The 22,444-nt window shown below is 58.9% G+C and carries 19 protein-coding genes and 1 pseudogene; 12 read left to right on the top strand and 8 right to left on the bottom strand.

What is annotated here, in order from left to right; all coding sequences use genetic code 11:
• Window positions 1–411: 411 nt before the first annotated feature.
• A pseudogene (locus tag RHM58_RS33825) lies at window positions 412–588 on the bottom strand (LuxR C-terminal-related transcriptional regulator); the annotation flags it as partial.
• Window positions 589–634: 46 nt separating this feature from the next.
• Entirely contained in the window at window positions 635–1,915 is a 1,281-nt protein-coding gene (locus tag RHM58_RS33820) for an HlyD family secretion protein (protein ID WP_322269348.1), read from the bottom strand.
• A gap of 344 nt (window positions 1,916–2,259) precedes the next feature.
• Here RHM58_RS33820 and cysM point away from each other — a divergent pair, with 344 nt between their 5' ends.
• The 5 genes from cysM (at window position 2,260) to RHM58_RS33795 (ending at window position 8,409) form a co-directional block, all read left to right on the top strand.
• Window positions 2,260–3,162 carry a cysteine synthase CysM gene (gene cysM / locus RHM58_RS33815; RefSeq protein WP_201205853.1) on the top strand — a complete coding sequence of 301 codons (903 nt, stop codon included), beginning with the start codon at window positions 2,260–2,262 and terminating at the stop codon, window positions 3,160–3,162.
• The gene (rlmD, locus tag RHM58_RS33810) at window positions 3,162–4,514 is read left to right on the top strand and encodes a 23S rRNA (uracil(1939)-C(5))-methyltransferase RlmD (protein WP_201205850.1); all 1,353 of its coding nucleotides are present in this window, start codon (window positions 3,162–3,164) and stop codon (window positions 4,512–4,514) included. Before cysM ends, rlmD begins: the two co-directional genes overlap by 1 nt.
• 122 nt (window positions 4,515–4,636) lie before the next feature.
• Window positions 4,637–6,880: a GTP diphosphokinase gene (relA, locus tag RHM58_RS33805; protein ID WP_201191607.1), complete on the top strand. Its 2,244-nt coding sequence runs from the start codon at window positions 4,637–4,639 to the stop codon at window positions 6,878–6,880.
• 124 nt (window positions 6,881–7,004) lie between these two features.
• Window positions 7,005–7,838 carry a nucleoside triphosphate pyrophosphohydrolase gene (gene mazG, locus RHM58_RS33800; RefSeq protein WP_201205848.1) on the top strand — a complete coding sequence of 278 codons (834 nt, stop codon included), beginning with the start codon at window positions 7,005–7,007 and terminating at the stop codon, window positions 7,836–7,838.
• A 28-nt stretch (window positions 7,839–7,866) separates the two neighbouring features.
• Window positions 7,867–8,409 carry a DUF2058 domain-containing protein gene (locus RHM58_RS33795; RefSeq protein ID WP_201205846.1) on the top strand — a complete coding sequence of 181 codons (543 nt, stop codon included), beginning with the start codon at window positions 7,867–7,869 and terminating at the stop codon, window positions 8,407–8,409.
• Window positions 8,410–8,492: 83 nt separating this feature from the next.
• On the opposite strand, the gene RHM58_RS33790 is transcribed toward RHM58_RS33795, so the two are convergent.
• From RHM58_RS33790 to RHM58_RS33765, 6 genes are all read right to left on the bottom strand, one after another.
• The gene (locus RHM58_RS33790) at window positions 8,493–8,681 is read right to left on the bottom strand and encodes a hypothetical protein (RefSeq protein WP_201205844.1); all 189 of its coding nucleotides are present in this window, start codon (window positions 8,679–8,681) and stop codon (window positions 8,493–8,495) included.
• A gap of 415 nt (window positions 8,682–9,096) precedes the next feature.
• Complete coding sequence (gene fabB / locus RHM58_RS33785) at window positions 9,097–10,317, bottom strand: beta-ketoacyl-ACP synthase I (RefSeq protein WP_201205842.1); 1,221 nt, start codon at window positions 10,315–10,317, stop codon at window positions 9,097–9,099.
• A gap of 11 nt (window positions 10,318–10,328) precedes the next feature.
• Window positions 10,329–10,844, bottom strand: a complete 516-nt coding sequence (fabA, locus tag RHM58_RS33780; RefSeq protein WP_042560484.1) for a 3-hydroxyacyl-[acyl-carrier-protein] dehydratase FabA — start codon at window positions 10,842–10,844, stop codon at window positions 10,329–10,331.
• 247 nt (window positions 10,845–11,091) lie between these two features.
• Window positions 11,092–12,993 (bottom strand): ATP-binding protein, encoded by a 1,902-nt coding sequence (locus RHM58_RS33775; RefSeq protein ID WP_201256112.1) that lies wholly within the window; start codon window positions 12,991–12,993, stop codon window positions 11,092–11,094.
• Window positions 12,990–13,919: an ABC transporter substrate-binding protein gene (locus RHM58_RS33770; protein WP_201205838.1), complete on the bottom strand. Its 930-nt coding sequence runs from the start codon at window positions 13,917–13,919 to the stop codon at window positions 12,990–12,992. Before RHM58_RS33770 ends, RHM58_RS33775 begins: the two co-directional genes overlap by 4 nt.
• Complete coding sequence (locus RHM58_RS33765) at window positions 13,920–16,043, bottom strand: TonB-dependent receptor plug domain-containing protein (protein WP_322269346.1); 2,124 nt, start codon at window positions 16,041–16,043, stop codon at window positions 13,920–13,922. It lies immediately after the preceding gene.
• A gap of 196 nt (window positions 16,044–16,239) precedes the next feature.
• On the opposite strand from RHM58_RS33765, the gene RHM58_RS33760 reads away from it, so the two are divergent.
• From RHM58_RS33760 to RHM58_RS33730, 7 genes are all read left to right on the top strand, one after another.
• Window positions 16,240–17,265 carry an NAD(P)H-dependent glycerol-3-phosphate dehydrogenase gene (locus RHM58_RS33760; RefSeq protein WP_201205833.1) on the top strand — a complete coding sequence of 342 codons (1,026 nt, stop codon included), beginning with the start codon at window positions 16,240–16,242 and terminating at the stop codon, window positions 17,263–17,265.
• A gap of 31 nt (window positions 17,266–17,296) precedes the next feature.
• A complete protein-coding gene (locus tag RHM58_RS33755; protein WP_201205830.1) occupies window positions 17,297–17,644 on the top strand; it encodes a DUF4389 domain-containing protein in 348 nt (115 codons plus the stop codon).
• Complete coding sequence (sixA, locus tag RHM58_RS33750; protein WP_201256111.1) at window positions 17,641–18,093, top strand: phosphohistidine phosphatase SixA; 453 nt, start codon at window positions 17,641–17,643, stop codon at window positions 18,091–18,093. The genes RHM58_RS33755 and sixA overlap by 4 nt, the downstream gene beginning before the upstream one ends.
• Before the next feature lie 210 nt (window positions 18,094–18,303).
• Window positions 18,304–19,971, top strand: coding sequence for an AMP-binding protein (locus tag RHM58_RS33745; RefSeq protein ID WP_201256110.1), 1,668 nt, complete (start codon window positions 18,304–18,306; stop codon window positions 19,969–19,971).
• A 33-nt stretch (window positions 19,972–20,004) separates the two neighbouring features.
• Window positions 20,005–20,448, top strand: a complete 444-nt coding sequence (locus tag RHM58_RS33740) for a hotdog fold thioesterase (protein WP_201205824.1) — start codon at window positions 20,005–20,007, stop codon at window positions 20,446–20,448.
• 292 nt (window positions 20,449–20,740) lie between these two features.
• Complete coding sequence (locus RHM58_RS33735) at window positions 20,741–21,547, top strand: alpha/beta fold hydrolase (RefSeq protein ID WP_322269345.1); 807 nt, start codon at window positions 20,741–20,743, stop codon at window positions 21,545–21,547.
• Window positions 21,544–22,398, top strand: a complete 855-nt coding sequence (locus RHM58_RS33730; protein ID WP_201205820.1) for an alpha/beta hydrolase — start codon at window positions 21,544–21,546, stop codon at window positions 22,396–22,398. Before RHM58_RS33735 ends, RHM58_RS33730 begins: the two co-directional genes overlap by 4 nt.
• The last annotated feature ends 46 nt before the right edge of the window (window positions 22,399–22,444 follow it).

Here is a 22,444-nt window from a genome sequence, read left to right as displayed (position 1 = left end):
GGGAATTATATGAAGTAAGGAGAGTAATGAATAAGCTTTTAGGTGGTCCCATCGTAAGCGTAACAATCTGAATATCCAATAAAAGAAAATAAAATAAAGAGTTATTGGAAGGGCGGAGATTAGGGCGTTCGATACAGTGCCTTCTACAAAGCGAATACCAATACAACTATGCTCCATCCTTCACTCGATTCTCCAAGGTTGTGGTCGACCATTGGGCTTAAGTCCTCTGTTTTTATCTTTGGTTTAAGGATGGGGTTGAATTGGTTGCGCTTTTACTTGTCAAGGTGGTAGCCGATAATTGGTATTTGCTGGGCGCTGTATCATTGGCAATAAAAACGGATTGTATTGTTTTGGGTGTGATTGGAAGTGTAATTCACTTGGCGAGATTTTTTAATCCTATAAATGTAGGGGTTAAGGCTTTCTTTGGCCTATTTCTGCTGCGAATAACTCCGCCCTTGATCCGGCTCCTTTCTTACGTAGAATTGAAGAAACGTGATCGCGTACTGTGAAATTGCTTATTCCAAGTAATATGGCGATTTGTTTGTTGGTATGTCCTTGGAGAAGTGATTTTAGGACTTCTTGCTCCTTTTTGTCATATGTTTACCGCTCCCTGTTGTTTCTGTTTAAATGCTGTTTAATAGAGATGTTTGCCTGTGAGAGAGTAAATCGGTTCCAGAGCCCATTCATAAAGGCGACGTTCGTCCTGGAGAATATCGGCTTCCAATAGCATGCCTGCTTGCAGGGGGTGTGAATTACCGTAGACGGCGATGTTCTGTGAATCGAGTGCAACGGTTACGCGATAAAAAAGCTCAGACGGCGGAGCGGTGCTATAAAGAGCACTTGCAATATGGGTAGGTAACTCCTGAGCTGCGTAGGGGCTCTTCGTCAATTCTAAGATCCGTCCTCGGGCCATGCCGAATTTCTGATAAGGGTAGGCGGCGTAGCGGATTAACACGGTCTGCCCTTTCTCTATAAACCCCGCTTGACGAGAAGCGACATATAAGTGAGCAGTAAGATTTTCTCCTTGAGGGATAAGGCTAGCCAGCAGTGAGCCGGCCTCGACTTGTTGACCTTTTTGCACGTTCAAACCAGTGACGGTACCGGCAAACGGTGCCACGCTTATCTGTTTTCGGCGAACTTCGTTTTCCGCCTGCTCCTGCCTGACCAGGGAAATACTGTTATCTATCTCTGCAGTCTCAGCGCGATGTCGCAATTCGACCTCTTGTCTTTGCGCCACCAGTTCCATGCGTTCGCGATTGAGACTCGCACGAGCGCGTTGAATACTTTGCTGTTGCCCCTGCAGCGCTAGAAATTCCCCTTCTCCTTTTTGAAGCTGTGCAACCGAAATGAAGTCAACTGCTGCCAGTTCGTGCTGTCGTTGCTGTTGTGTTTCAGCCAGTGCTACCCGCCGTTTTAGCAGTCGTATTTCTTCTCGAAATTGACTCAGTTCTTCGGTAATCGCAGTGAGGCGACCATCAAGCATGAGTAGCTGTCCTCTCCGACGCTCGTTCGCCAAGTTGAGGTTTCGCTCAGTTATCTGTATGCGTTGAGTAAGTTGCTCTGAGATGAGATTTTGTACACCGCCCGTTGTACCGAAGCGTTCGCCAGAAACTATGAATAAAGCTTGGCCGATCTCAACGGCTTGTCCCTCCTTAGCAAGAACCTCTGTTAGTAATCCTGTGCCCACAGACGTTAAACGCAACATTCCCTGCTCTGGCATAAGCAAGCCATTAACAGTTGATTTACGGGTATAGGTTCCGAAGTAGGCATAGGTCATCAACAGTAGTATCAACATACTAGCCAAGATGGCGGCTACACCATATCCCCAGGGTTGATGGATCAGCACGCGACCGAAGTGTTGTTCGTTCTTCGCGTTAGCAACTTCAGAGCGAAATAAAGTCAAGGTTTCGGACATTGATTTAGAGTCCTTCAGGATGTTTGCATGTGCTTCATTTCGCTAGGGAGCGCGGAATGCGACCAAAAGACTATCAATGAAATCTTTTACTCACTAGTTCATGAAAGCCGCCAAAACCTGCGGGAAATATCCTAGGCGATTGTCCGGAAACATCGTTGTGTATTGCAGAATCATCGTGGGCAATCCTTGTTCCTACGGAGCTATTACCCATTTGTGTAGGATTTCTTTCGCTGCAAACCCCGCGCTTATTCCCATAAGCCATAAGCACCGCACTTTGCGTGATATGGCCTGCCAACGTTTGCCGGTATGATAGGCGCCCCCGCAGTCTGGATTGCGAATACGCCATGACCTTGCAGTACCCAACCATTGCCGATTGCGTCGGCAACACTCCGCTGGTTCGTTTGCAGCGCCTGCCTGGCGCCACCAGCAACACCCTTTTGCTCAAGCTCGAAGGGAATAACCCGGCGGGTTCGGTCAAGGACCGGCCGGCGTTGTCGATGATCACTCGCGCCGAGTTGCGTGGGCAGATCCACGTCGGCGATACGCTGATCGAAGCGACCTCGGGTAACACCGGGATTGCGCTGGCCATGGCCGCCGCGATCAAGGGTTACAAGATGATCCTGATCATGCCGGACAACTCCAGCGCCGAACGCAAAGCTGCGATGACCGCCTATGGCGCCGAGCTGATTCTGGTCACCCAGGAAGAAGGCATGGAAGGCGCTCGCGACCTCGCTCAGCGAATGGAAGCCGAAGGCCGTGGCAAGGTGCTGGACCAGTTCGCCAACGGGGATAATCCCGAGGCGCACTACACCACCACCGGCCCGGAAATCTGGCGCCAGACCGAGGGCACCATCACTCATTTCGTCAGTTCGATGGGCACCACCGGGACCATCATGGGCGTGTCGCGCTACTTGAAAGAGCAGAACGACAACGTGCAGATCGTCGGTCTGCAACCGATGGAAGGCTCGGCGATTCCGGGCATCCGTCGCTGGCCGCAGGAATACCTGCCGAAGATTTATCAAGCTGATCGTGTCGACCGCATCGTCGACATGGCGCAAAGCGAAGCCGAAGACGTGACCCGTCGTCTGGCACGCGAAGAAGGCATTTTTTGTGGTGTGTCCTCGGGCGGTGCGGTGGCAGCGATGCTGCGTCTGTCCCAGGAAGTTGAAAACGCGGTGATCGTCGCGATCATCTGCGACCGTGGCGACCGTTACTTGTCGACCGGCATTTTCGACGCGCCTAACTGATGGCCAAGCAAGAGAGAGGCCTGCGCTTCCAGCCCACGGGCGGCAGCAAGGCCCCGCAAATTCCGACCGGCAAAAAGCAGCGCTTGAACATCGAGCGCCTGGCTAACGACGGTCGCGGTATCGCGTTTTTTGAAGGTCGCACCTGGTTCGTCATCGGCGCATTGGCCGGTGAGGAAGTCGAGGCGCGAGTCTTGGGTGCCCACGGTAAAGTGGTCGAGGCACGCACCGAACGGGTGTTCCAGGCCAGCGAACTGCGTCGCCCGGCACCGTGCCCGCACGCTGGTCGCTGTGGCGGTTGCAGCGTGCAGCACTTGCCCCACAACGAACAACTCGCCCTGAAACAGCGCATGCTCGCCGAGCAGTTGTCCAAGGTGGCCGGGGTCGAACCCGAAGAGTGGGCCGCGCCGTTGAGCGGTCCGGAATTCGGTTACCGGCGTCGCGCCCGTGTGGCGGTGCGCTGGGACATGAAGGCGAAAAAACTCGAAGTCGGTTTTCGCGCTGCGGGCAGTCAGGACATCGTTGCGATCACCGAATGCACGGTGCTGGTACAGCCCTTGCAACCGATCATGACCCGCTTGCCGGAGATGCTCCGCCGCTTGAGCAAACCTCAGGCGCTGGGGCATGTGGAATTGTTCAGTGGTTCGTCGTTGGCGGTATTGCTGCGGCACATGGCGCCGTTGTCCGACGCCGACATGACGATCCTCAAGGATTTTTGTGCGTTCCATGAAGCCCAGTTGTGGCTGCATGGCGATGGCGAGCCGCAACCGGTCGATGTCACTCAACAGCTGGGTTATCGCCTGGAACAGTGGGACTTGAGCCTGGCGTATCGGCCGGGGGATTTCATCCAGGTCAACGCCGGGGTCAACGAAGCGATGGTCGCCCAGGCGCTGGACTGGCTCAAACCGCAAGCGGATCAGCGTGTCCTCGATCTGTTCTGTGGTCTAGGCAATTTTGCCTTGCCGCTGGCCAAAACCGTTCGCGAAGTGGTGGCGGTGGAAGGTGTGCAAGCGATGGTCGAGCGCGCTGCCGCGAACGCCGCTAGCAACAATCTGCATAACGCGAAGTTTTTTCAGGCCGATTTATCCCAGCCTTTGACTGATGCCGAATGGGCGCGCGAAGGCTTTTGTGCGGTACTCTTGGACCCACCACGTGATGGTGCTTTTGAGGTGGTGCGCAAGCTCAAGTCCCTGGGCGCCGAACGGTTGGTGTATGTGTCGTGCAACCCTGCAACTCTGGCGCGCGATACGGTCGAATTGATCAAGCAGGGCTACCGGTTAAAACGTGCCGGGATTCTCGATATGTTTCCTCAAACGGCACATGTCGAGGCCATGGCGTTATTTGAAGCGAGCTAGGATGGCTCGTCTGGTCCGACTGGCCGCCTGTGCAGCCGCGCTCCAGCCCGGCGCGGGCTCACGGGCAATGAAGGTCAGCGATTTGACGCATTGAATCTGCGTCGTAGGGAAGGTAAAGCAAGATGGTACAGGTGAGAGCACACCAGCCGATCAACACCGACGGCAGTATCAATCTCGAGGCTTGGCTCGATCACGCGGTCACTGTCGATCAGGCACTGGATCGCGAAGCCTTGAAAGAAGCGTGCGAGTTCGCTCGTGCGTCTGAACAGCAAGCCAATGCGGCGAAAAACCTCTGGTCCGAAGGGACCTCGAGTTTTCGCACGGGCCTTGAGATCGCCGAAATTCTCGCTGACCTCAAGCTCGATCAGGATTCGTTGGTGGCCGCGATCCTGTATCGCGGCGTGCGCGAAGGCCAGATCCAGTTGCCGGCGGTTAGCCAGCGCTTTGGCCCTGTCGTCACCAAACTCATCGACGGCGTGTTGCGCATGGCGGCGATCAGCGCGAGCCTGAGCCCCCGTCAATCCTTGGTGCTGGGCACTCAGGGCCAGGTGGAAAACCTGCGCAAGATGCTCGTGGCCATGGTCGACGACGTTCGCGTCGCGCTGATCAAACTGGCCGAACGCACCTGCGCGATCCGAGCGGTGAAAACCGCCGACGACGAAAAGCGCAACCGCGTCGCCCGTGAAGTCTTCGACATCTACGCGCCGCTCGCCCACCGCCTCGGTATCGGTCATATCAAGTGGGAGCTGGAGGACTTGTCCTTCCGTTACCTTGAGCCTGACCAGTACAAGCAGATCGCCAAGTTGCTGCATGAGCGGCGACTGGATCGCGAGCGCTTCATCGCCGACGTGATGAGTCAGTTGAAGAATGAGCTGACCGCCACCGGCGTCGATGCCGACATCAGCGGCCGGGCCAAACACATCTATTCTATCTGGCGCAAAATGCAGCGCAAGGGTCTGGAGTTCAGCCAGATCTACGACGTGCGCGCCGTGCGCGTGCTGGTGCCGGAAATGCGCGACTGCTACACCGCGCTCGGCATCGTCCACACCTTGTGGCGGCACATCCCGAAAGAGTTCGACGACTACATCGCCAACCCGAAAGAGAACGGCTACCGCTCGCTGCACACCGCGGTAATCGGTCCGGAAGGCAAGGTGCTGGAAGTGCAGATCCGAACGCACGCCATGCACGAAGAAGCCGAGTTGGGGGTTTGCGCGCACTGGCGCTACAAGGGCACCGACGTCAAAGCCGGCTCCAACCAGTACGAAGAGAAAATCTCCTGGCTGCGTCAGGTCCTCGAGTGGCACGAAGAGCTCGGCGACATTGGTGGCCTGGCGGAACAGCTGCGGGTCGATATCGAGCCGGACCGGGTCTACATCTTCACCCCGGACGGTCACGCTATCGACTTGCCGAAAGGCTCGACGCCGCTGGACTTCGCTTACCGCGTACACACCGAAATCGGTCACAACTGCCGTGGCGCGAAGATCAACGGGCGCATCGTACCGCTCAACTACAGCCTGCAAACCGGTGAGCAGGTCGAGATCATCACCAGCAAACACGGTACCCCGAGCCGTGACTGGCTGAACTCGAACCTGGGTTACGTCACCACCTCGCGGGCGCGTGCGAAGATCGTTCATTGGTTCAAATTGCAGGCTCGCGATCAGAACGTCGCGGCCGGCAAGACCTTGCTCGAGCGCGAACTCACGCGCCTGGGTTTGCCAGCGGTGGATTTCGACAAGTTGGCCGAAAAGGCCAACATGAAGACTGCCGAGGACATGTTCGCCGCCCTCGGTGCCGGCGATTTGCGTCTGGCGCAACTGGTCAATCTGGCGCAGCAACTGGTCGAGCCGGAACGCGGCAACGAACAGCTGGAATTGATTCCACGCAAAGCCACCGGCTACAAGCCTGGCAAGCGCGGCGACATTCAGATCCAGGGCGTCGGCAACCTGATGACCCAAATGGCCGGCTGCTGCCAGCCGTTGCCGGGCGATGCAATCGTCGGTTACATCACCCAGGGCCGCGGCGTGAGCATTCACCGTCAGGACTGCGCCTCGGTGCTGCAACTGGGCGGGCGCGAGCCGGAGCGGATCATTCAGGTCAGTTGGGGCCCGGTGCCGGTGCTCACCTACCCGGTGGACATCATCATCCGCGCCTACGACCGTTCCGGTCTGCTGCGTGACGTGTCCCAGGTGCTGCTCAACGAGCGGATCAACGTGCTGGCGGTCAACACCCGCTCGAACAAAGAGGACAACACTGCGTTGATGTCCCTGACCATCGAGATTCCAGGGCTGGATGCATTGGGCCGGTTGCTGGGACGAATTTCCCAATTGCCGAACATCATCGAAACCCGGCGTAACCGCACGCCGTGATGATTATCCCTGTGGGAGCGAGCTTGCTCGCGATGAGGGCGTGTCAGTCGACATCACCGTTGCCTGACACACCGCAATCGCGAGCAAGCTCGCTCCCACATTGGTTTTGTGTAGAGATTGATTGATGTATTCACTCGAAGATTTATTGCACCTGATGAACCGCCTGCGCGACCCGCAGTTCGGCTGCCCGTGGGACATCAAGCAAACCTACGCCACCATCGTCCCGCACACCCTGGAAGAAGCTTACGAAGTCGCCGACGCCATCGAGCGTGGTGACTTCGATCACTTGCAGGGTGAGTTAGGCGATTTGCTGTTCCAGGTGGTTTATTACAGCCAACTGGCCCGGGAAGAAGGGCGCTTCGAATTTGCCGGCGTCATCGACAGCATCACCCGCAAACTGATTCGTCGTCATCCTCACGTATTCCCTACCGGTGATCTGTACGCACCGCTGGACGTCCCGCGTCTGAATGAAGAACAGGTCAAGCAGCGCTGGGAAGAGATCAAGGCTGAAGAACGGGCCGAGAAGTCAGCCGCGCCGCAGCAACTGTCCTTGCTCGATGATGTGCCTGCTGCGCTACCAGCACTGTCCCGCTCGGCGAAGTTGCAGAAGCGGGCAGGGCAGGTCGGTTTCGACTGGCCCGATGCGTTACCGGTGCTCGATAAGGTCCGCGAAGAACTCGATGAAGTGCTCGAAGCCATGGCCGACAATGACTCGGCGGCGATTGCCGACGAAGTCGGTGATCTGCTGTTTTCCGTGGTCAATCTGGCGCGGCATCTCAAGGTCGATCCGGAAACCGCCTTGCGCGGCGCGAATAGCAAATTCGAAAGACGCTTCCGTTTTATCGAACAGGCATTGCGCGACACCCACCGTCCCATAGAAGATTGCACCCTCGAAGAGTTGGACGCCTTGTGGGGCGAAGCCAAACGTCAGGAAAAGAATTTGCCCAGCTGCGGTTGAGCAGTTGCCTAAGTGAGAAATAAGCACCATGAGCATTTCCCTTCGCGACCAGTTGCTCAAAGCAGGGCTGGTCAACCAAAAGCAGGCCAAACAGGTCGGCAAAGACAAGCAGAAGCAGCAACGTCTGGTTCACAAAGGCCAGATCGAACAGGATGACACCCAGCAGCGCCTGGCTCAGGAAGCCTTGGCCGAGAAGGTCAAGCGTGACCAGGAGCTCAACCGTCAGCAGCAAGAAAAGGCTGAGGCGAAGGCTCGTGCGGCCCAGGTCAAGCAATTGATCGAAGTCTCGCGCCTGCCGAAGTTGACCACCGAGGACTACTACAACTTCGTGGACGACAAGAAGGTCAAGCGCCTCTCGGTCAACACGCTGATGCGCAACCAGCTCAGCAATGGTTTCCTGGCGATCGTGCACCATGCTGGCGGTTACGAAGTGATCCCGCGTGAGGCGGCCCTGAAGATCCAGGAGCGTGATCCACAGCGGATCGTGCAGCTGAACGTCAAGACAGAAGAAGTCGCTGCCGAGGACGATCCGTACGCGGCCTATCAGATTCCTGATGATCTGATGTGGTAAGCCTTTAAGGCCTGCAACAACGACAAACCCCGCTCATGGCGGGGTTTGTCGTTTTCAATGCTGTAATTGCTTATGCTTTGCGCCTAGGCGGAACGCGCTTCGCGTTTTTGCTCCAGTGTTTCCAGTTCGGACTTGTAGTTGTGGGCGTCAGTCTCGGAATGGAACATCCCCACCAGCATGTCTTGTTGATGTACATCCCAGATGCGGATACCGGCGGCGATGCCTTCGTGGGATTTATGTGAATCGTCGCGTTCAGTTACTTTTACAGTCATCTGCTAGCTCCAATCTCAGTTACCTGCACCAAGGCGTGTGCAGGCCTCTGTTATATATTTTGTTAGCTTCCTAAGTAAACGCTTTCGTTCGGTAACGAATAATTGCGAAATCTGCAAAAGTCCCGCAGGCCGCTAAACACGCGACATTCGGTCGCAGGCTGCTGAGTTAAATGACAAAAGTTTCATGTTCGCACTGAACAAAACCGTTGCCTGAACCAGGCGCTAATCCCCTGTGGGAGCGAGCTTGCTCGCGATAGCGTTGTGTCAGGCAACCTTTATTTTAGCTATGCCGACGCCATCGCGAGCAAGCTCGCTCCCACAGGTTTTGTGTTGGCAGGACGAGCCAGTTTTTCCAGACGAAAAAAACGCCCCGAACCAGTCGGGGCGTTTTTGTGTGCAGCGAGGCGGCGGGGTATTACTTGCCGGCCCAGCGCTTCAGTACCAGCGTGGCATTGGTGCCACCGAAACCGAAGCTGTTGCTCATCACAGTGTTGATGGTGGCATCTTCGCGAGTCTTGGTCAGAATCGGCATGTCCGCCACTTCCGGGTCCAGTTCGTCGATGTTGGCGGAACCCGCCATGAAGTTGCCTTCCATCATTAGCATGCAGTAGATCGCTTCGTGAACGCCGGCGGCGCCCAGGGAGTGACCCGACAGGCTCTTGGTGGAGCTGATGGCCGGAGCGTTGGTGCCGAACACTTCACGCACACCTTTCATTTCCGCGACGTCGCCGACCGGAGTCGAGGTGCCGTGGGTGTTCAGGTAGTCGATCGGGGTGTCAACGGTGGACATGGCCATCTGCATGCAGCGGATGGCGCCTTCGCCGCTTGGAGCGACCATGTCGTAGCCGTCGGACGTCGCGCCGTAGCCAACGATTTCCGCGTAGATCTTCGCGCCGCGAGCCAGAGCGTGTTCCAGCTCTTCAACCACGACCATGCCGCCACCGCCAGCGATGACGAAACCGTCACGGTCGGCATCGTAGGCACGGGAGGCTTGTTCAGGGGTGTCGTTGCGCTTGCTGGACAATGCGCCCATGGCGTCGAACAGGAACGACTGGCTCCAATGTTCTTCTTCACCGCCGCCGGCGAACACGATGTCCTGCTTGCCCATCTGGATCTGTTCCATGGCGGTACCGATGCAGTGAGCACTGGTGGCGCAGGCAGAAGCGATGGAGTAGTTCAGGCCCTTGATCTTGAACGGGGTGGCCAGGCAAGCGGAAACGGTGCTGCTCATGGTCCGCGTTACACGGTATGGGCCAACGCGCTTCACGCCTTTCTCGCGCAGGATGTCCAGCGCTTCCATCTGGTTCAGCGTGGAGGCGCCACCGGAACCGGCGATCAGGCCGGTACGCGGGTTGGACACTTGCTCTTCGGTCAGGCCGGAGTCAGCAATAGCGTCTTTCATGGCCAGGTAGGCGTAAGCCGCTGCGTGGCCAACGAAGCGATAGATCTTGCGATCGATCAACTCTTCGAGAGGAAGGTCAATGGAGCCGGAAACCTGGCTACGCAGACCCATTTCAGCATATTCCGGGTTAAACCGGATGCCAGGGCGGCTTGCACGCAGGTTAGCGGAGACGGTCTCTTTGTCATTGCCCAGGCACGAAACGATGCCCAGACCAGTGATAACGACGCGGCGCATGCGGATAACCCTTAGAAGTTTTCAGTGGAGGTGAACACGCCGACCCGGAGGCCTTCGGCGGTGTAGATTTCGCGGCCGTCGACACTGACCGAACCATCGGCGATAGCGAGGTTCAGCTTGCCTTTGAGGACACGCTTGATCTGAATGTTATACGTAACTTTTTTGGCGGTCGGCAGGACCTGACCAAAGAACTTCACTTCGCCCGAACCCAGCGCACGACCACGGCCCGGCAGACCCTGCCAGCCGAGGAAGAAACCGACCAGTTGCCACATGGCATCGAGGCCCAGGCAGCCCGGCATCACCGGATCACCTTCGAAGTGACAGGCGAAGAACCACAGGTCCGGAGTGATATCCAGCTCGGCGACCAATTCACCTTTGCCGTACTTGCCACCCTCTTCGCTGATATGGGTGATGCGATCCACCATCAGCATGTTAGGCGCGGGCAGTTGCGCGTTACCTGGGCCGAACAGCTCACCGCGACTGCAGCGCAGCAGGTCTTCCCGAGTAAAGGCGTTTTGTTTGGTCATGCGAGCTCCTCAATAGTCCCGTGCGGCAGGTGGGGCGAATCTTCCCGGCCGATCGAAGCATTCATGCCTCGAGTCGACAGCCTACTCATAGACTATTGCGTTGTGGTGAAAGTCACAGCACCAAGGACATGAATGTACACTTGTGCACTGAAATTATTATTCAAGCCCCTTTTCGGGCCTGTTCGGGTGCCTAAGACTGCCGCACTTTCGCCTTTCACGCCAGTCGCAGATAGCCGAAAGGACAGTTCTACTGCACCCATCGTTGCAGAATTTGCTGCAGATCAGTCCGTTTGAAGGGCTTGGCCAGGTAATCGTTCATGCCCGCCGACAGGCACGCTTCGCGGTCACCCTGCAAGGCATTGGCCGTCAGGGCGATGATCGGCACGTCCAGGCCGCCGGGCAGTTGGCGGATCTGTCGGGTGGCTTCATAGCCGTCGATGATCGGCAATCGGCAGTCCATCAAAATGGCCTCGAAAATCAGACTCTCGGCACTGCGTACCGCCTGCGCGCCATCGGTGGCGACACTCACAGTAAAGCCCAAGCTGCGCAACATGGCCTCAATAACAGTCTGGTTGACCGGGTTGTCCTCCACCAGCAGCACATTGCGTCCTTCGCCATTGCCATTGCCTGTCGGTACCCGCGGCGGCGCCAGTTCCGGCAGCGCCTGTTTATAAAGGGCGAGGGGGATTTCCAGGGTGAACACCGAACCGCGACCTTCTTCGCTCTGGGCCCGCAATGTGCCACCCATGCGCTCGGCCAGGGTGCGGGCAATTGGCAAACCGAGCCCGGTGCCGCCGTAACGTCTTGAAATGGAACTGTCGGCCTGCTGGAACGCGTTGAACATTAATTCCAGGCTTTCGGCCGAAATGCCAATGCCGCTGTCACGCACGGTGCAGGTAAACCACAACAGATCGTGATCCAGCGATTGCCACTGCGGCTCGATGGTTACGCGACCCTGTTCGGTGAATTTCAATGCGTTGCCGATCAGGTTCACCAGAATCTGCCGGATCCGCGTCGGGTCGCCCTGAACCTGCAAGGCGCGCATGTCTTCAGGGATCAATAGCTCAAGGTCGAGTTTGCGTTGCGCGGCACTGTGCAGGAAAGACTGGGCGCAACTGCCGATCAGGTCCGCGAGGTTGAACGGAATATGCTCAAGTTCCAGCTCTGCACGTTCGATGCGCGAGAAGTCGAGAATGTCGTTGATGACCTTGAGCAAGTGTTCGGTGGACTCCGAGGCCAGCGCCGCGTATTCGACCTGCTCCTCGGTCATGTCAGTAGTTTCCAACAGTTGCAGCATGCCCAGCACGCCATTCATCGGCGTACGCAGTTCGTGGCTCATCATCGCCAGGAAGTCGGATTTGGCGTTGTTGGCCTTTTCCGCTTCTTCGCGGGTCTGGATCAGCTGCGCCATCGCTTGATGCTGTTCGCGGCTGGCCTGTTCGAGCCCCTCGGCGAGGTTGTTGATGTGTTGCGACAAGGCGCCCAGCTCGGTGTCATCGACGATCGGCAGGGGCGTGGTGTAGTCGCCTTTCTGGATCGCCTTGACCGCGTTGCCGATGTCGCGGATCGGCTGCGACAGGCTGCCCGCCAGGCGCCGGGCCAGCAGGAAAGTAAACAGAAGGGCGAACAGCGCGAGGATCCCGGCCTTGAACAGGATTTCTTGCTGGCGCTGGCTGAAGGCGTCGTTGGACAGGCCGACGATCACTCGCCCCAGGTAGTCCTCGCTCGGCGCACTGACCGAGGTGCGGGTGTTCTGGAAGAAGTCATTGTTCAGCGCGATGCGTTGCAACCGCACCGGCGCCTGGAACACTTCGACTTGCTGCGAACGGGTGTGCGACTCCGACGGTTGCTCGACGTACACCAGAATGCGGTTGGCGCTGTCCTGGACTTCCAGAAAACGCACGTTGGGCGTCGCAAGCGTGGCCTTGAGCAGGCTTTCCAGCACATCGTTGTTGCCGGAGATCACGCCGTACTCGGTGGCCGGTGCCAGTTGGTTGGCGATCAGTTGACCGGTGTGGTTGAGCTCCTGGCGCAGGTCCTGGATCCGTACGAACGTGAAGAAACTGATCAGCAGCAAGGTCAACAGCAGGGCAGGGCCGAGGCTGATGATCTGGGTCCGGGTGTTGATGTCCCAACGGCGGAAGGTCATGGGCGGCGTTCTCCTTCGGCCAACTGGCTTGCGACCGATGCTTCATCCATCTGTTCAATACCTAATGAACGAGCCACTTGCGGGTTGCTTAAGACTTTGAAGTGTTTGGGGTAGAGCGTGCGTGGCCAACTGGCCGGTGACTGGTCGAGCAAGTCGTCGAGAATCGCCAGCCAGTCGCTCTGGTCGCTGTAAGTGCTGGCCAGGCTGCCGGCCTTGACGAAACCGGCATTGGGGCCGATCAGCGCCATCTGCCGCGCGTAGCTGCTGAGCAACAGATTTTTCGCGGTTTTGGGGTTGTACAGGTCGGGGTCGTCGAGCCCCAGCAGCACGTCACTGTTTTTCAGCAACGCCTGCAATGGACGGCTGTCGCTGGTGTTTTCCCAACGTTGCGTGACGATCTCAAGGCCCAGGGGCAGGGCGGCCAGGCGCAGTTCTTTCAAAAGGAATTCGCTGTGCCGGTCATACAGCACGCCGACCCGACGGACTTGGGGCAGGATCAGCCGGGTCAGGCGCAATTGCCGCTCAATCGGCGGATCGCTCCACAGCAGGCTCAAATGGGATGGCAGCAGATTGTTCAGCCGTTGCCGCGCTTGCAGGCGGCTGATGCGCAGCACCAGTGTCGCCGGGCCCTGGCTGTCTTGCAGGCGCCAGTCGAGGCTCGGCAAATCGAGCAGGATCAAGCGCGTGTCGCTGGGCAGTTTGCCCGGCGCCGGCAGGCTGGCCAGCAGCTTGAAGCGCACGCTGTCGGAGGGGCGTAACTCGCTCAGGGCCTGGGTGAAGGATTGCACGCCGGGGCTGTCTTCGGCGCCGGTCAACAGAATGTCCGCGGCACTGACCGGCAGACTGCACAGCAGGCCGCTGACGGCCAGGCACAACCCGGCCAGCAGGCGGCCAAGGGTTGGCGTCTTCCGTGACGAAGGCTGCATCTAAAACGCCAGCTCCGCGCTGAAGTAGAGCACTCGGCGTTCGTCGTAATTATTGTCGACGAAGGTGGTGGGTTGATTGTCGAGGCGTTGCTGCAACACGCCTGCCAGTTCCAGGTTGGCCTTGCCCAGGCCGATGCGTTTGGCGATGCGTGTGTCGAGCCGTTCGAAGCGGTAGCCGTTGAGGGCGTCGTCACCATAATAGAACAGCGCGCTGTTCCAGCCCCGGCCCCAATTGCGCAGCCAACCGGCGGAACCACTGTTACGCGCCGTCTGCAATTGGTCCAGCGGGTTGCTGGCCTTGGCATCGACGTAGGCATACGTCAGGCGCAGGCGATCGGCGTTGCTGAGGCGCCAGTCGAGCTGGGTTTCAGTCCCGCTGAACCGCGAGTTGTTGGCGTTGCTGGCAATGTACTGATTGTTGCGCAACGGCTCGCTGATCATGCCGGTGATTTCGTCGTAGAACAGCTTCACATCCACCGCCAGGCCCAGTTCGGCGAAGTAGCCGTTGTAGCCCAGTTCCCGTGAACGCATGCGCTCCTTGTCGAGGTCGCCGGGGCCGCGGGTCTTCACAAAGTAGCGGGCGCTGGTCTGGCCATAGGCGCTGGGCCGCAGGTTGGTCACCTGATAACTCCAGTTCACATTGTTCTCGAACATGTCCGGGGAGCGGATCGCTTCGGAATACACCGCGCGCAGGCCATGGCGCGGGTTGATCAAATAATTGACCGCTACCCGTGGCGTCAGCGAGTTGCCGGTCAGCTTCGAGTCTTCGAACATGGCACCGCCCTGCAGCAGCCAGTGTTCGCTGGCGCGCCACTCGAGTTGACCGAACGTACGCCAGGTGGTGTCGTCGAGCGTGCCATTGAAGTAGGTCTCGGAGTCTGCCCGGTCGTAACGATAGTTCATGCCGCTGACCAGTCGCAGACTATCGGACAGGCTCAGGGTGTCTTGCAGTTCGAGGTCATAGCGCGACTCCCGGGCGCTTTGGTCAATGTCGCCGCACAGGGTTTGCCGGGCGCCGTTTCTCCATTGGTCCAGCACCTGATTGCCCAATGCGCGTTCAGCCGGGCTGCCGGCCGGTGCGCCGGGGCCGGTGTAGCGCTCCATGTTGCGCGCCAGGCGTTCGGCATAGTTCGGGCTGAGTTGCCACAGATCAGTCAGTTGTGGGCTGAACGACACTTCGGCGTCGCAGGCGCGCCAGGTCTGCTGGCGATCCCAGTGTTGCGCCGAGCCCTGGATATAGAGGCTGTGCTCGGGATTGATGTCCAGATTCCAGCGCAGCGAGCCGGCGTAATCCTTGGCGATCACGTCGGAATTGTTCCCGGCAGCGGTAATCCCCGAAAACACCGGGCGGTAGGTGTAGGGGCGCTGGTTGGTCCCGTCCTTGGCGTTCAATTGCCAGTCGATGCTTTGACTGTCGTTGAGCGTCTGGCTGACCGCGAGATTGAAGCGGTTCAAGCGTCGGCTGTCGCGGTAATCGGCGCCGGTGCGGTCCGAGTCGAAGCCATCGTCTTGCTGGCCGGAAAGTGACAGGCGCAAATCGCCACCGTCCCAACCGGTGCCCTGGCTGGCGTAAAAGTCATTGATGCCGCGCTGGCCCTGGGTGACTTTCAGCCGCGTGCCATGGCTGTCGGCGGGGTTGCGAGTGATGATGTTGACCACCGCCATCAGCGCGTTGGCACCATAGCTGACGGTGTTCGGGCCGCGAAAGACTTCGATACGTTCGATGTCTTCCATGGCCACCGGAATATCGCTCCAGTCCACTGTGGCCAGGCCGGCCCGGTACACCGAACGGCCATCGATCAACACCTGCATACGCCGGGCTTCGCTGGCGTTGGTGCCGTGGTAATTCACCGCTGGCTGATTGCCGGTAATGTTGCCGACCATCATGCCCGGCACCAGTCGCAGCAATTCGCTGATGTCCCGGGCGCCGCTGGCGTTGATCAGTTCGCTGTCGATCACCGTCATGCTGCCTGGCACCGCCGCTGGCGACTGCTTCAATCGCGTGGCTGTCAGCACTTGCGGCAACGTTTCACTGTCCAGGAACAGATCGTCGGCCAGCAATGCCGGGCTGAAGACCAGCGCCAGAAGCAGCGGCGAGCGAGGTGAGGGCGGGCCAAAAGACACAACACAGCCTTGATAGCGATTAATTGGCGCGCATGTTAACCGAGCTCAGTGACTTTTCCAGTCACGTTAGGGGCATTTTCCTCGGTTTTATTGGTCTTCTTCCTACAAGTGCCGGTAATTGACGCAGGGGCTGGCCGCCACTGGGCCGCTCCGTATAATGCTGGCATCGCCACTGGTATGGATTAACGGATTGCATATGACTGAACAGCGCCCAATTGCGGTCCTGGGAGGCGGAAGTTTTGGTACCGCCGTGGCTAATCTTCTGGCCGAGAACGGACATCAGGTCTTGCAGTGGATGCGTGACCCCGAGCAGGCCGAGGCCATTCGGGTCAATCGCGAGAACCCGCGTTACCTTAAAGGCATCAAGATTCTGCCGGGTGTTACGGCAGTCACTGACCTGCAAGCCACTCTGGAAGCCTGCGACCTGTGCTTCGTCGCACTGCCATCCAGCGCGCTACGCTCGGTATTGGTCCCTTTTGCCAATCGTTTGAGCGGCAAGCTGCTGGTCAGCCTGACCAAGGGCATCGAAGCCCACACGTTCAAACTGATGAGCGAGATCCTCGAAGAGATCGCTCCGCAAGCGCGTATTGGCGTGTTGTCCGGGCCGAACCTGGCCCGTGAAATCGCCGAACATGCGCTGACCGCCACTGTCGTCGCCAGTGAAGACGAAGAGCTGTGCGTGCGGGTGCAGGAAGCGCTGCACGGTCGCACCTTTCGCGTGTACGCCAGTGCCGATCGCTTCGGCGTAGAGCTGGGCGGCGCGTTGAAAAACGTCTACGCGATCATTGCCGGCATGGCGGTGGCGCTGGGCATGGGCGAAAACACCAAGAGCATGCTGATCACTCGGGCGCTGGCGGAAATGACCCGTTTTGCGGTGAATCAGGGTGCCAACCCGATGACCTTCCTCGGACTGGCGGGCGTGGGCGACTTGATCGTCACCTGTTCGTCGCCGAAAAGCCGTAACTACCAGGTCGGGTTCGCCCTCGGCCAGGGCTTGAGCCTGGAAGACGCGGTGACGCGCCTGGGCGAAGTCGCCGAAGGTGTGAACACCTTGAAAGTGCTCAAGGCCAAGGCTCAGGAAGTGGGCGTGTACATGCCACTGGTCGCCGGCCTGCACGCGATTTTGTTCGAAGGGCGCACGCTTGAGCAGGTGATCGGGCTGCTAATGCGTGCCGAGCCGAAAACCGACGTCGACTTTATCTCCACCAGCGGTTTCAACTGAATCCTTAATCTACGGGCAGGGAGAACGAGACATGAACGATCCGAAAGTAGAAGCCAAGTACGAATCCATCCTGCTGCGGGTGTTGTGGATGATCGTCTTCTTGCTGGTCTGGCAAGTGGCGCAATTCATCCTCGGCGCGGTAGTGCTGGTGCAGTTGATCTATCGTTTGATCTATGGCGCCCCGAGCGCCAGCCTGATGAACTTCGGCGACAGCCTGAGCCAGTTCCTGGCGCAGATCGGTCGTTTCGGCAGCTTTCACAGCGACCAGAAACCTTGGCCGTTCGCCGACTGGCCGGCGCCGCGTACACCGGAAGGTGAAGCGCCGCATGTGGTGGCGCCTGCTCCGCATCCGGTTCGAGATGAGGAACCCAAGCTATGAAACTCTGGGTATTGCGTCACGGTGAAGCCGAGCCTTATGGCTCGCGTCCCGATTCCGAACGGGCACTGACCGCCCACGGTCGTGAAGAGGCGCTGCGCAGCGCTGCCGAGTTGATCGGTCAGCCGATCAGCGCGATCTACGCCAGCCCTTACCTGCGAGCACAGCAGACTGCGCAGTTGGTGCGTGAGGCCTTGGGCTTTGAACCGGAGATTCGTACCGTCGAGTGGCTGACCCCCGACAACCGCCCGCAAGCGGTGGCGGAGCAGTTGGTGTCGGTGGATTACGCGTTGCTGGTCAGCCATAACCCGTTGGTGGGCAACTTGTTGGGCTACTTGCAGCACGGTCATGTGCAGCAGCCGGAAGCGGTAAAAACCGCTGGCTTGGCCGAGCTGGAAGGCGACTTGCCGCTGGCCGGGGCGATGAAGCTCAACGGTATCAAACACCCATAGCTCGGTGAGCGCAGGACTAATGTGGGAGCGGGCTTGCTCGCGAATACGGTGTGTCAGGCAACATTTATGTCGACTGATCCTCCGCATTCGCGAGCAAGCCCGCTCCCACATTGTTTTGCGGTGTACCTGATTTTTTGTGTGAAATAGTCAACCAAGCACTTGCTTGGTTGACTACGCTTGCTCCAGACCAAAAAATCAGGAGCAAGCCTTATGTCTGCTGCCTTTCGTTTGCCGCTGGACGTGTTCTACGAGCGTGAAGCCCGTCATCCCCGCCAGCGCTTTTTGGTGCAGCCGGTGGGCGGTGGCCAGGTCGAGACGCTGACCTGGGCCGACGTCGGCCATCAGGCTCGCTGCGCCGCTCACTGGCTGCGCGCCCGGGAATTGCCGCAAGGCAGTCACATCGCCCTGATCTCGAAAAACTGCGCCCATTGGATCATCGCTGACCTGGCGATCTGGATGGCCGGGCATGTGTCGGTGCCGTTGTACCCCAACCTCACTGCCGAGTCCGTGGCTCAAGTATTGACTCACTCCGAAGCCGCGCTGGCGTTCATCGGCAAACTCGATGACTGGCCCGGCATGTCCCGTGGCGTCAGCCCCGACCTGCCGACCATCAGCCTGCCATTGCATCCGCCCGGCACCTTTGATTTCAGTTGGGACGACCTGCAAAAAAGCTCGCCGATCCAGGACGACCCGAAACCCGCCGCCGATCAGCTGGCGACCATCATTTACACCTCCGGCACCACTGGCCTGCCCAAAGGCGTGATGCACAGCTTCGGCAATCTGGGGTTCGCCACCACCCGTGGTACGCAGTTGTTTGGCCTCAATGAGTCGGATCGGTTGTTGTCCTACTTGCCGCTGTGCCACGTTGCCGAGCGGATGTTCGTTGAGCTCGCGTCGATCTATACCGGGCAAACCGTGTTCTTTGCCGAGAGCCTCGACACTTTCCTCACCGACTTGCAGCGCGCCCGGCCGACAGCGCTATTTGGCGTGCCGCGCATCTGGACCAAATTCCAGATGGGCGTGTACAGCAAGATTCCGGCAAAGCGCCTCGATTTCCTGCTTGGCCTGCCGATTATCGGCAAGCGGGTAGGGCACAAAGTCCTCGCCGGGTTGGGGCTGGATGCGTTGCGCATCGCGCTGTCCGGTGCGGCTCCTGTGCCGCAGACCTTGTTATTGTGGTACCGCAAACTGGGGCTGGATGTGCTGGAGGTGTATGGCATGACCGAAAGCTGTGGTTACTCGCACATCGGCCGATCGGGTGAGAACAAACCCGGCTGGATCGGTAAGCCCTGCCCCGAGGTCGAGGTGCGGATTGCCGAGTCCGGTGAGGTCATGGTGCGCAGCGGCGCGACCATGCTCGGGTACTTCAAGGAACCGGAAAAAACCGCCGAAACCATCACCGAGGACGGCTTTTTGCGTACCGGCGATAAGGGCGAACAAGATGCCGAAGGCAACCTGCGCTTGACCGGGCGCCTGAAGGAAATCTTCAAAACCAGCAAAGGAAAATACGTGGCTCCGGCACCCATCGAGAATCGCCTGGCGGTGCATTCGCGGATCGAGCAGGTATGCGTGGTCGGCGATGGCCTGAGTGCGCCGCTAGGGTTGTGCGTGCTCTCGGCAGTCGGGCAGCAGGATGCCATTGGCACGGCGCGCGCGGGTTTGCATTCCAGCCTGGAAAAACTCCTGGAAGAGGTCAACGCCGTCCTCGACAAGCATGAGCGCTTGCGCCGGTTAGTGGTGGTCAAGGACAGTTGGGCGGTGGAAAACGGTTTTCTGACCCCGACCCTGAAGATCAAGCGCAACGTCATCGAAGCCGCGTATGGCGCCCGTTTCGAAGAATGGAGCGAGCGCAACGAAGCGGTGCTGTGGCAGGATTGAGTGACGAACAAAACCAACAAAGGAAAAACGGCGATGAGTCTTTGGCGTACCGCTCCCAACATCGAACAGTTGAACGCGATCCAGAAAAACACCATCGGCGAAGTGCTGGATATCCGCTTCGAAGCCTTCGACGACGAGTCCCTGACCGCGAGCATGGTCATCGACCATCGCACGCACCAGCCTTACGGTTTGCTGCACGGCGGCGCCTCGGTGGTGCTGGCCGAAACCGTCGGCTCGATGGCCAGCTACCTGTGCATCGATGCCAGCAAGTTTTACTGCGTGGGCCTGGAAATCAACGCCAACCATTTGCGCGGCTTGCGCAGCGGGCGGGTGACGGCGGTGGCCAAGGCGATTCACATTGGGCGCACCACGCATGTTTGGGATATTCGGTTGAGCAGTGATGAAGGCAAGGCCAGTTGTGTTTCGCGGTTGACCATGGCTGTGGTGCCGTTGGGTGAGAATCCTCCGACGCGTTAAACGACGTTTTATCTGCAGACGGAGTTCTGTGGCGAGGGAGCTTGCTCCCGCTGGGTCGCGAAGCGGCGCCAACCCCGGCACCATCGCTCCCCAGATGTTCCGCGTTCGCCGGTATTGCGGCTGCTACGCAACCGAGCGCGAGCAAGCTCGCTCGCCACAGGGTTATGCGTGAATGCTTAATGGGTTATAGCTCTGGCCGGACTGTCATCATTCCTGTCAGTTACGGTCATTGCTGTAGGACGGCGTCTTGCGGACAATCAACCCCATGTTTCTCGCCCATGGATTGACCGGTATGTCGCAGCAGATCTTTTTCGCCCACGCCAATGGTTTTCCTTCGGGGACCTACGGCAAGTTGTTCGCGGCGTTGGCACCTGAGTATCAGGTGACGCATCTGGAGCAGCACGCCCATGATCCGCGCTTCCCGGCGGATGACAACTGGTACAACCTGGTGGACGAACTGATCCATCACCTCAAGCAGCAACCAGAACCAGTCTGGGGCGTCGGCCACTCCTTTGGCGGCGTGCTGCACTTGCACGCGGCCCTGCGTTGCCCCGAGCTGTATCGCGGTGTGGTGATGCTCGATTCGCCGGTACTGACCCGTGCCGATCAATGGGTGATCCTCGCCGCCAAGCGCTTTGGTTTCATTGATCGCCTGACCCCGGCCGGTCGCACCTTGGGCCGGCGCGAAGAGTTTGCCGATCTGGACAGCGCACGCAGTTATTTTGCCGGCAAAACCCTGTTTCGCGGTTTTGACCCGGAATGCTTCGACGCCTACTTGCAGCACGGCTTGCACAAGGTCGGCGACAAGCTGCGCCTGCGCTTCGATCCGGCCACGGAAATCAGCATCTACCGTGGCGTGCCCCACACCAGCCCCGGCCGTGCACGACAGTTGAAAGTGCCACTGGCGGTGGTGCGCGGACGTAACAGCCGTGTGGTCATGCGTCACCACGTCAGCTCTGTCGGGCGCATGCCGTTGGGCGAGTCGCTGACCATGCCCGGCGGCCACATGTTTCCCCTCGAACGTCCGCAGGACACCGCCACGCTGCTGAAGGATCTGTTCAGTCGCTGGGACGGTCGCCACCAACAGGATTGCGCATGAGCCACGTTGTCGAAGAAGTCCGCCTGAGCCTGCCGCACATCGAGCTGGCGGCGCACCTGTTCGGCCCCGAGGACGGTCTGCCGGTGATTGCCTTGCACGGCTGGCTCGACAACGCCAACAGCTTTGCCCGGCTGGCGCCCAAGCTCAAAGGCTTGCGCATCATTGCGCTGGACATGGCCGGTCACGGTCATTCCGGGCATCGTCCGATTGGCGCCGGCTACGCGATGTGGGACTACGCCCACGACGTGTTACAAGTCGCAGAACAGCTGGGTTTGAAGCGGTTTGCGCTGATGGGGCACTCCATGGGCGCGATTGCTTCATTGATTATTGCCGGGTCGATGCCTGAGCGTGTCACGCATCTGGCCTTGATCGATGGCGTGATTCCTCCGACAGATAAAGGTGAAAACGCCGCCGAACGCATGGGCATGGCCCTACAAGCGCAACTGGATCTGCGGGAGAAACGCAAACCGGTCTACAGCACCCTCGACCGCGCCATCGAAGCGCGCATGAAAGGCCTGGTGGCGGTCAGTCGCGAAGCCGCCGAACTGTTGGCGCAACGGGGCCTGATGCCGGTGCCGGGTGGTTACACCTGGCGCACCGACAACCGCCTGACGCTGCCATCGCCGCTGCGTCTGACACAAGAACAAGCGATGGCCTTCGTCCAGCGCATCAGTTGTCCTGCGAAACTGGTGGTCGCGGCTGACGGCATGCTCGCCAAACATCCCGAGTTGCTGGAGCGTCTACCCTTTAGCCGTGAACAGCTGCCCGGCGGCCATCATTTGCACCTGAATGACGAACCCGGCGCCGACCTTGTCGCAGACTGTTTCAATCGGTTCTTCGCCGTTCCTTGACTTGCGCCGGGCAACTGTCGAGGCTGGGCGGGTTGAAATGGGAGAC

The organism is Pseudomonas sp. 10S4, from assembly GCF_034344865.1.
Taxonomy (GTDB): domain Bacteria; phylum Pseudomonadota; class Gammaproteobacteria; order Pseudomonadales; family Pseudomonadaceae; genus Aquipseudomonas.
The sequence above is the reverse complement of the archived record's forward strand: the minus strand, read 5'-3'. Positions and strand labels throughout refer to the sequence as shown.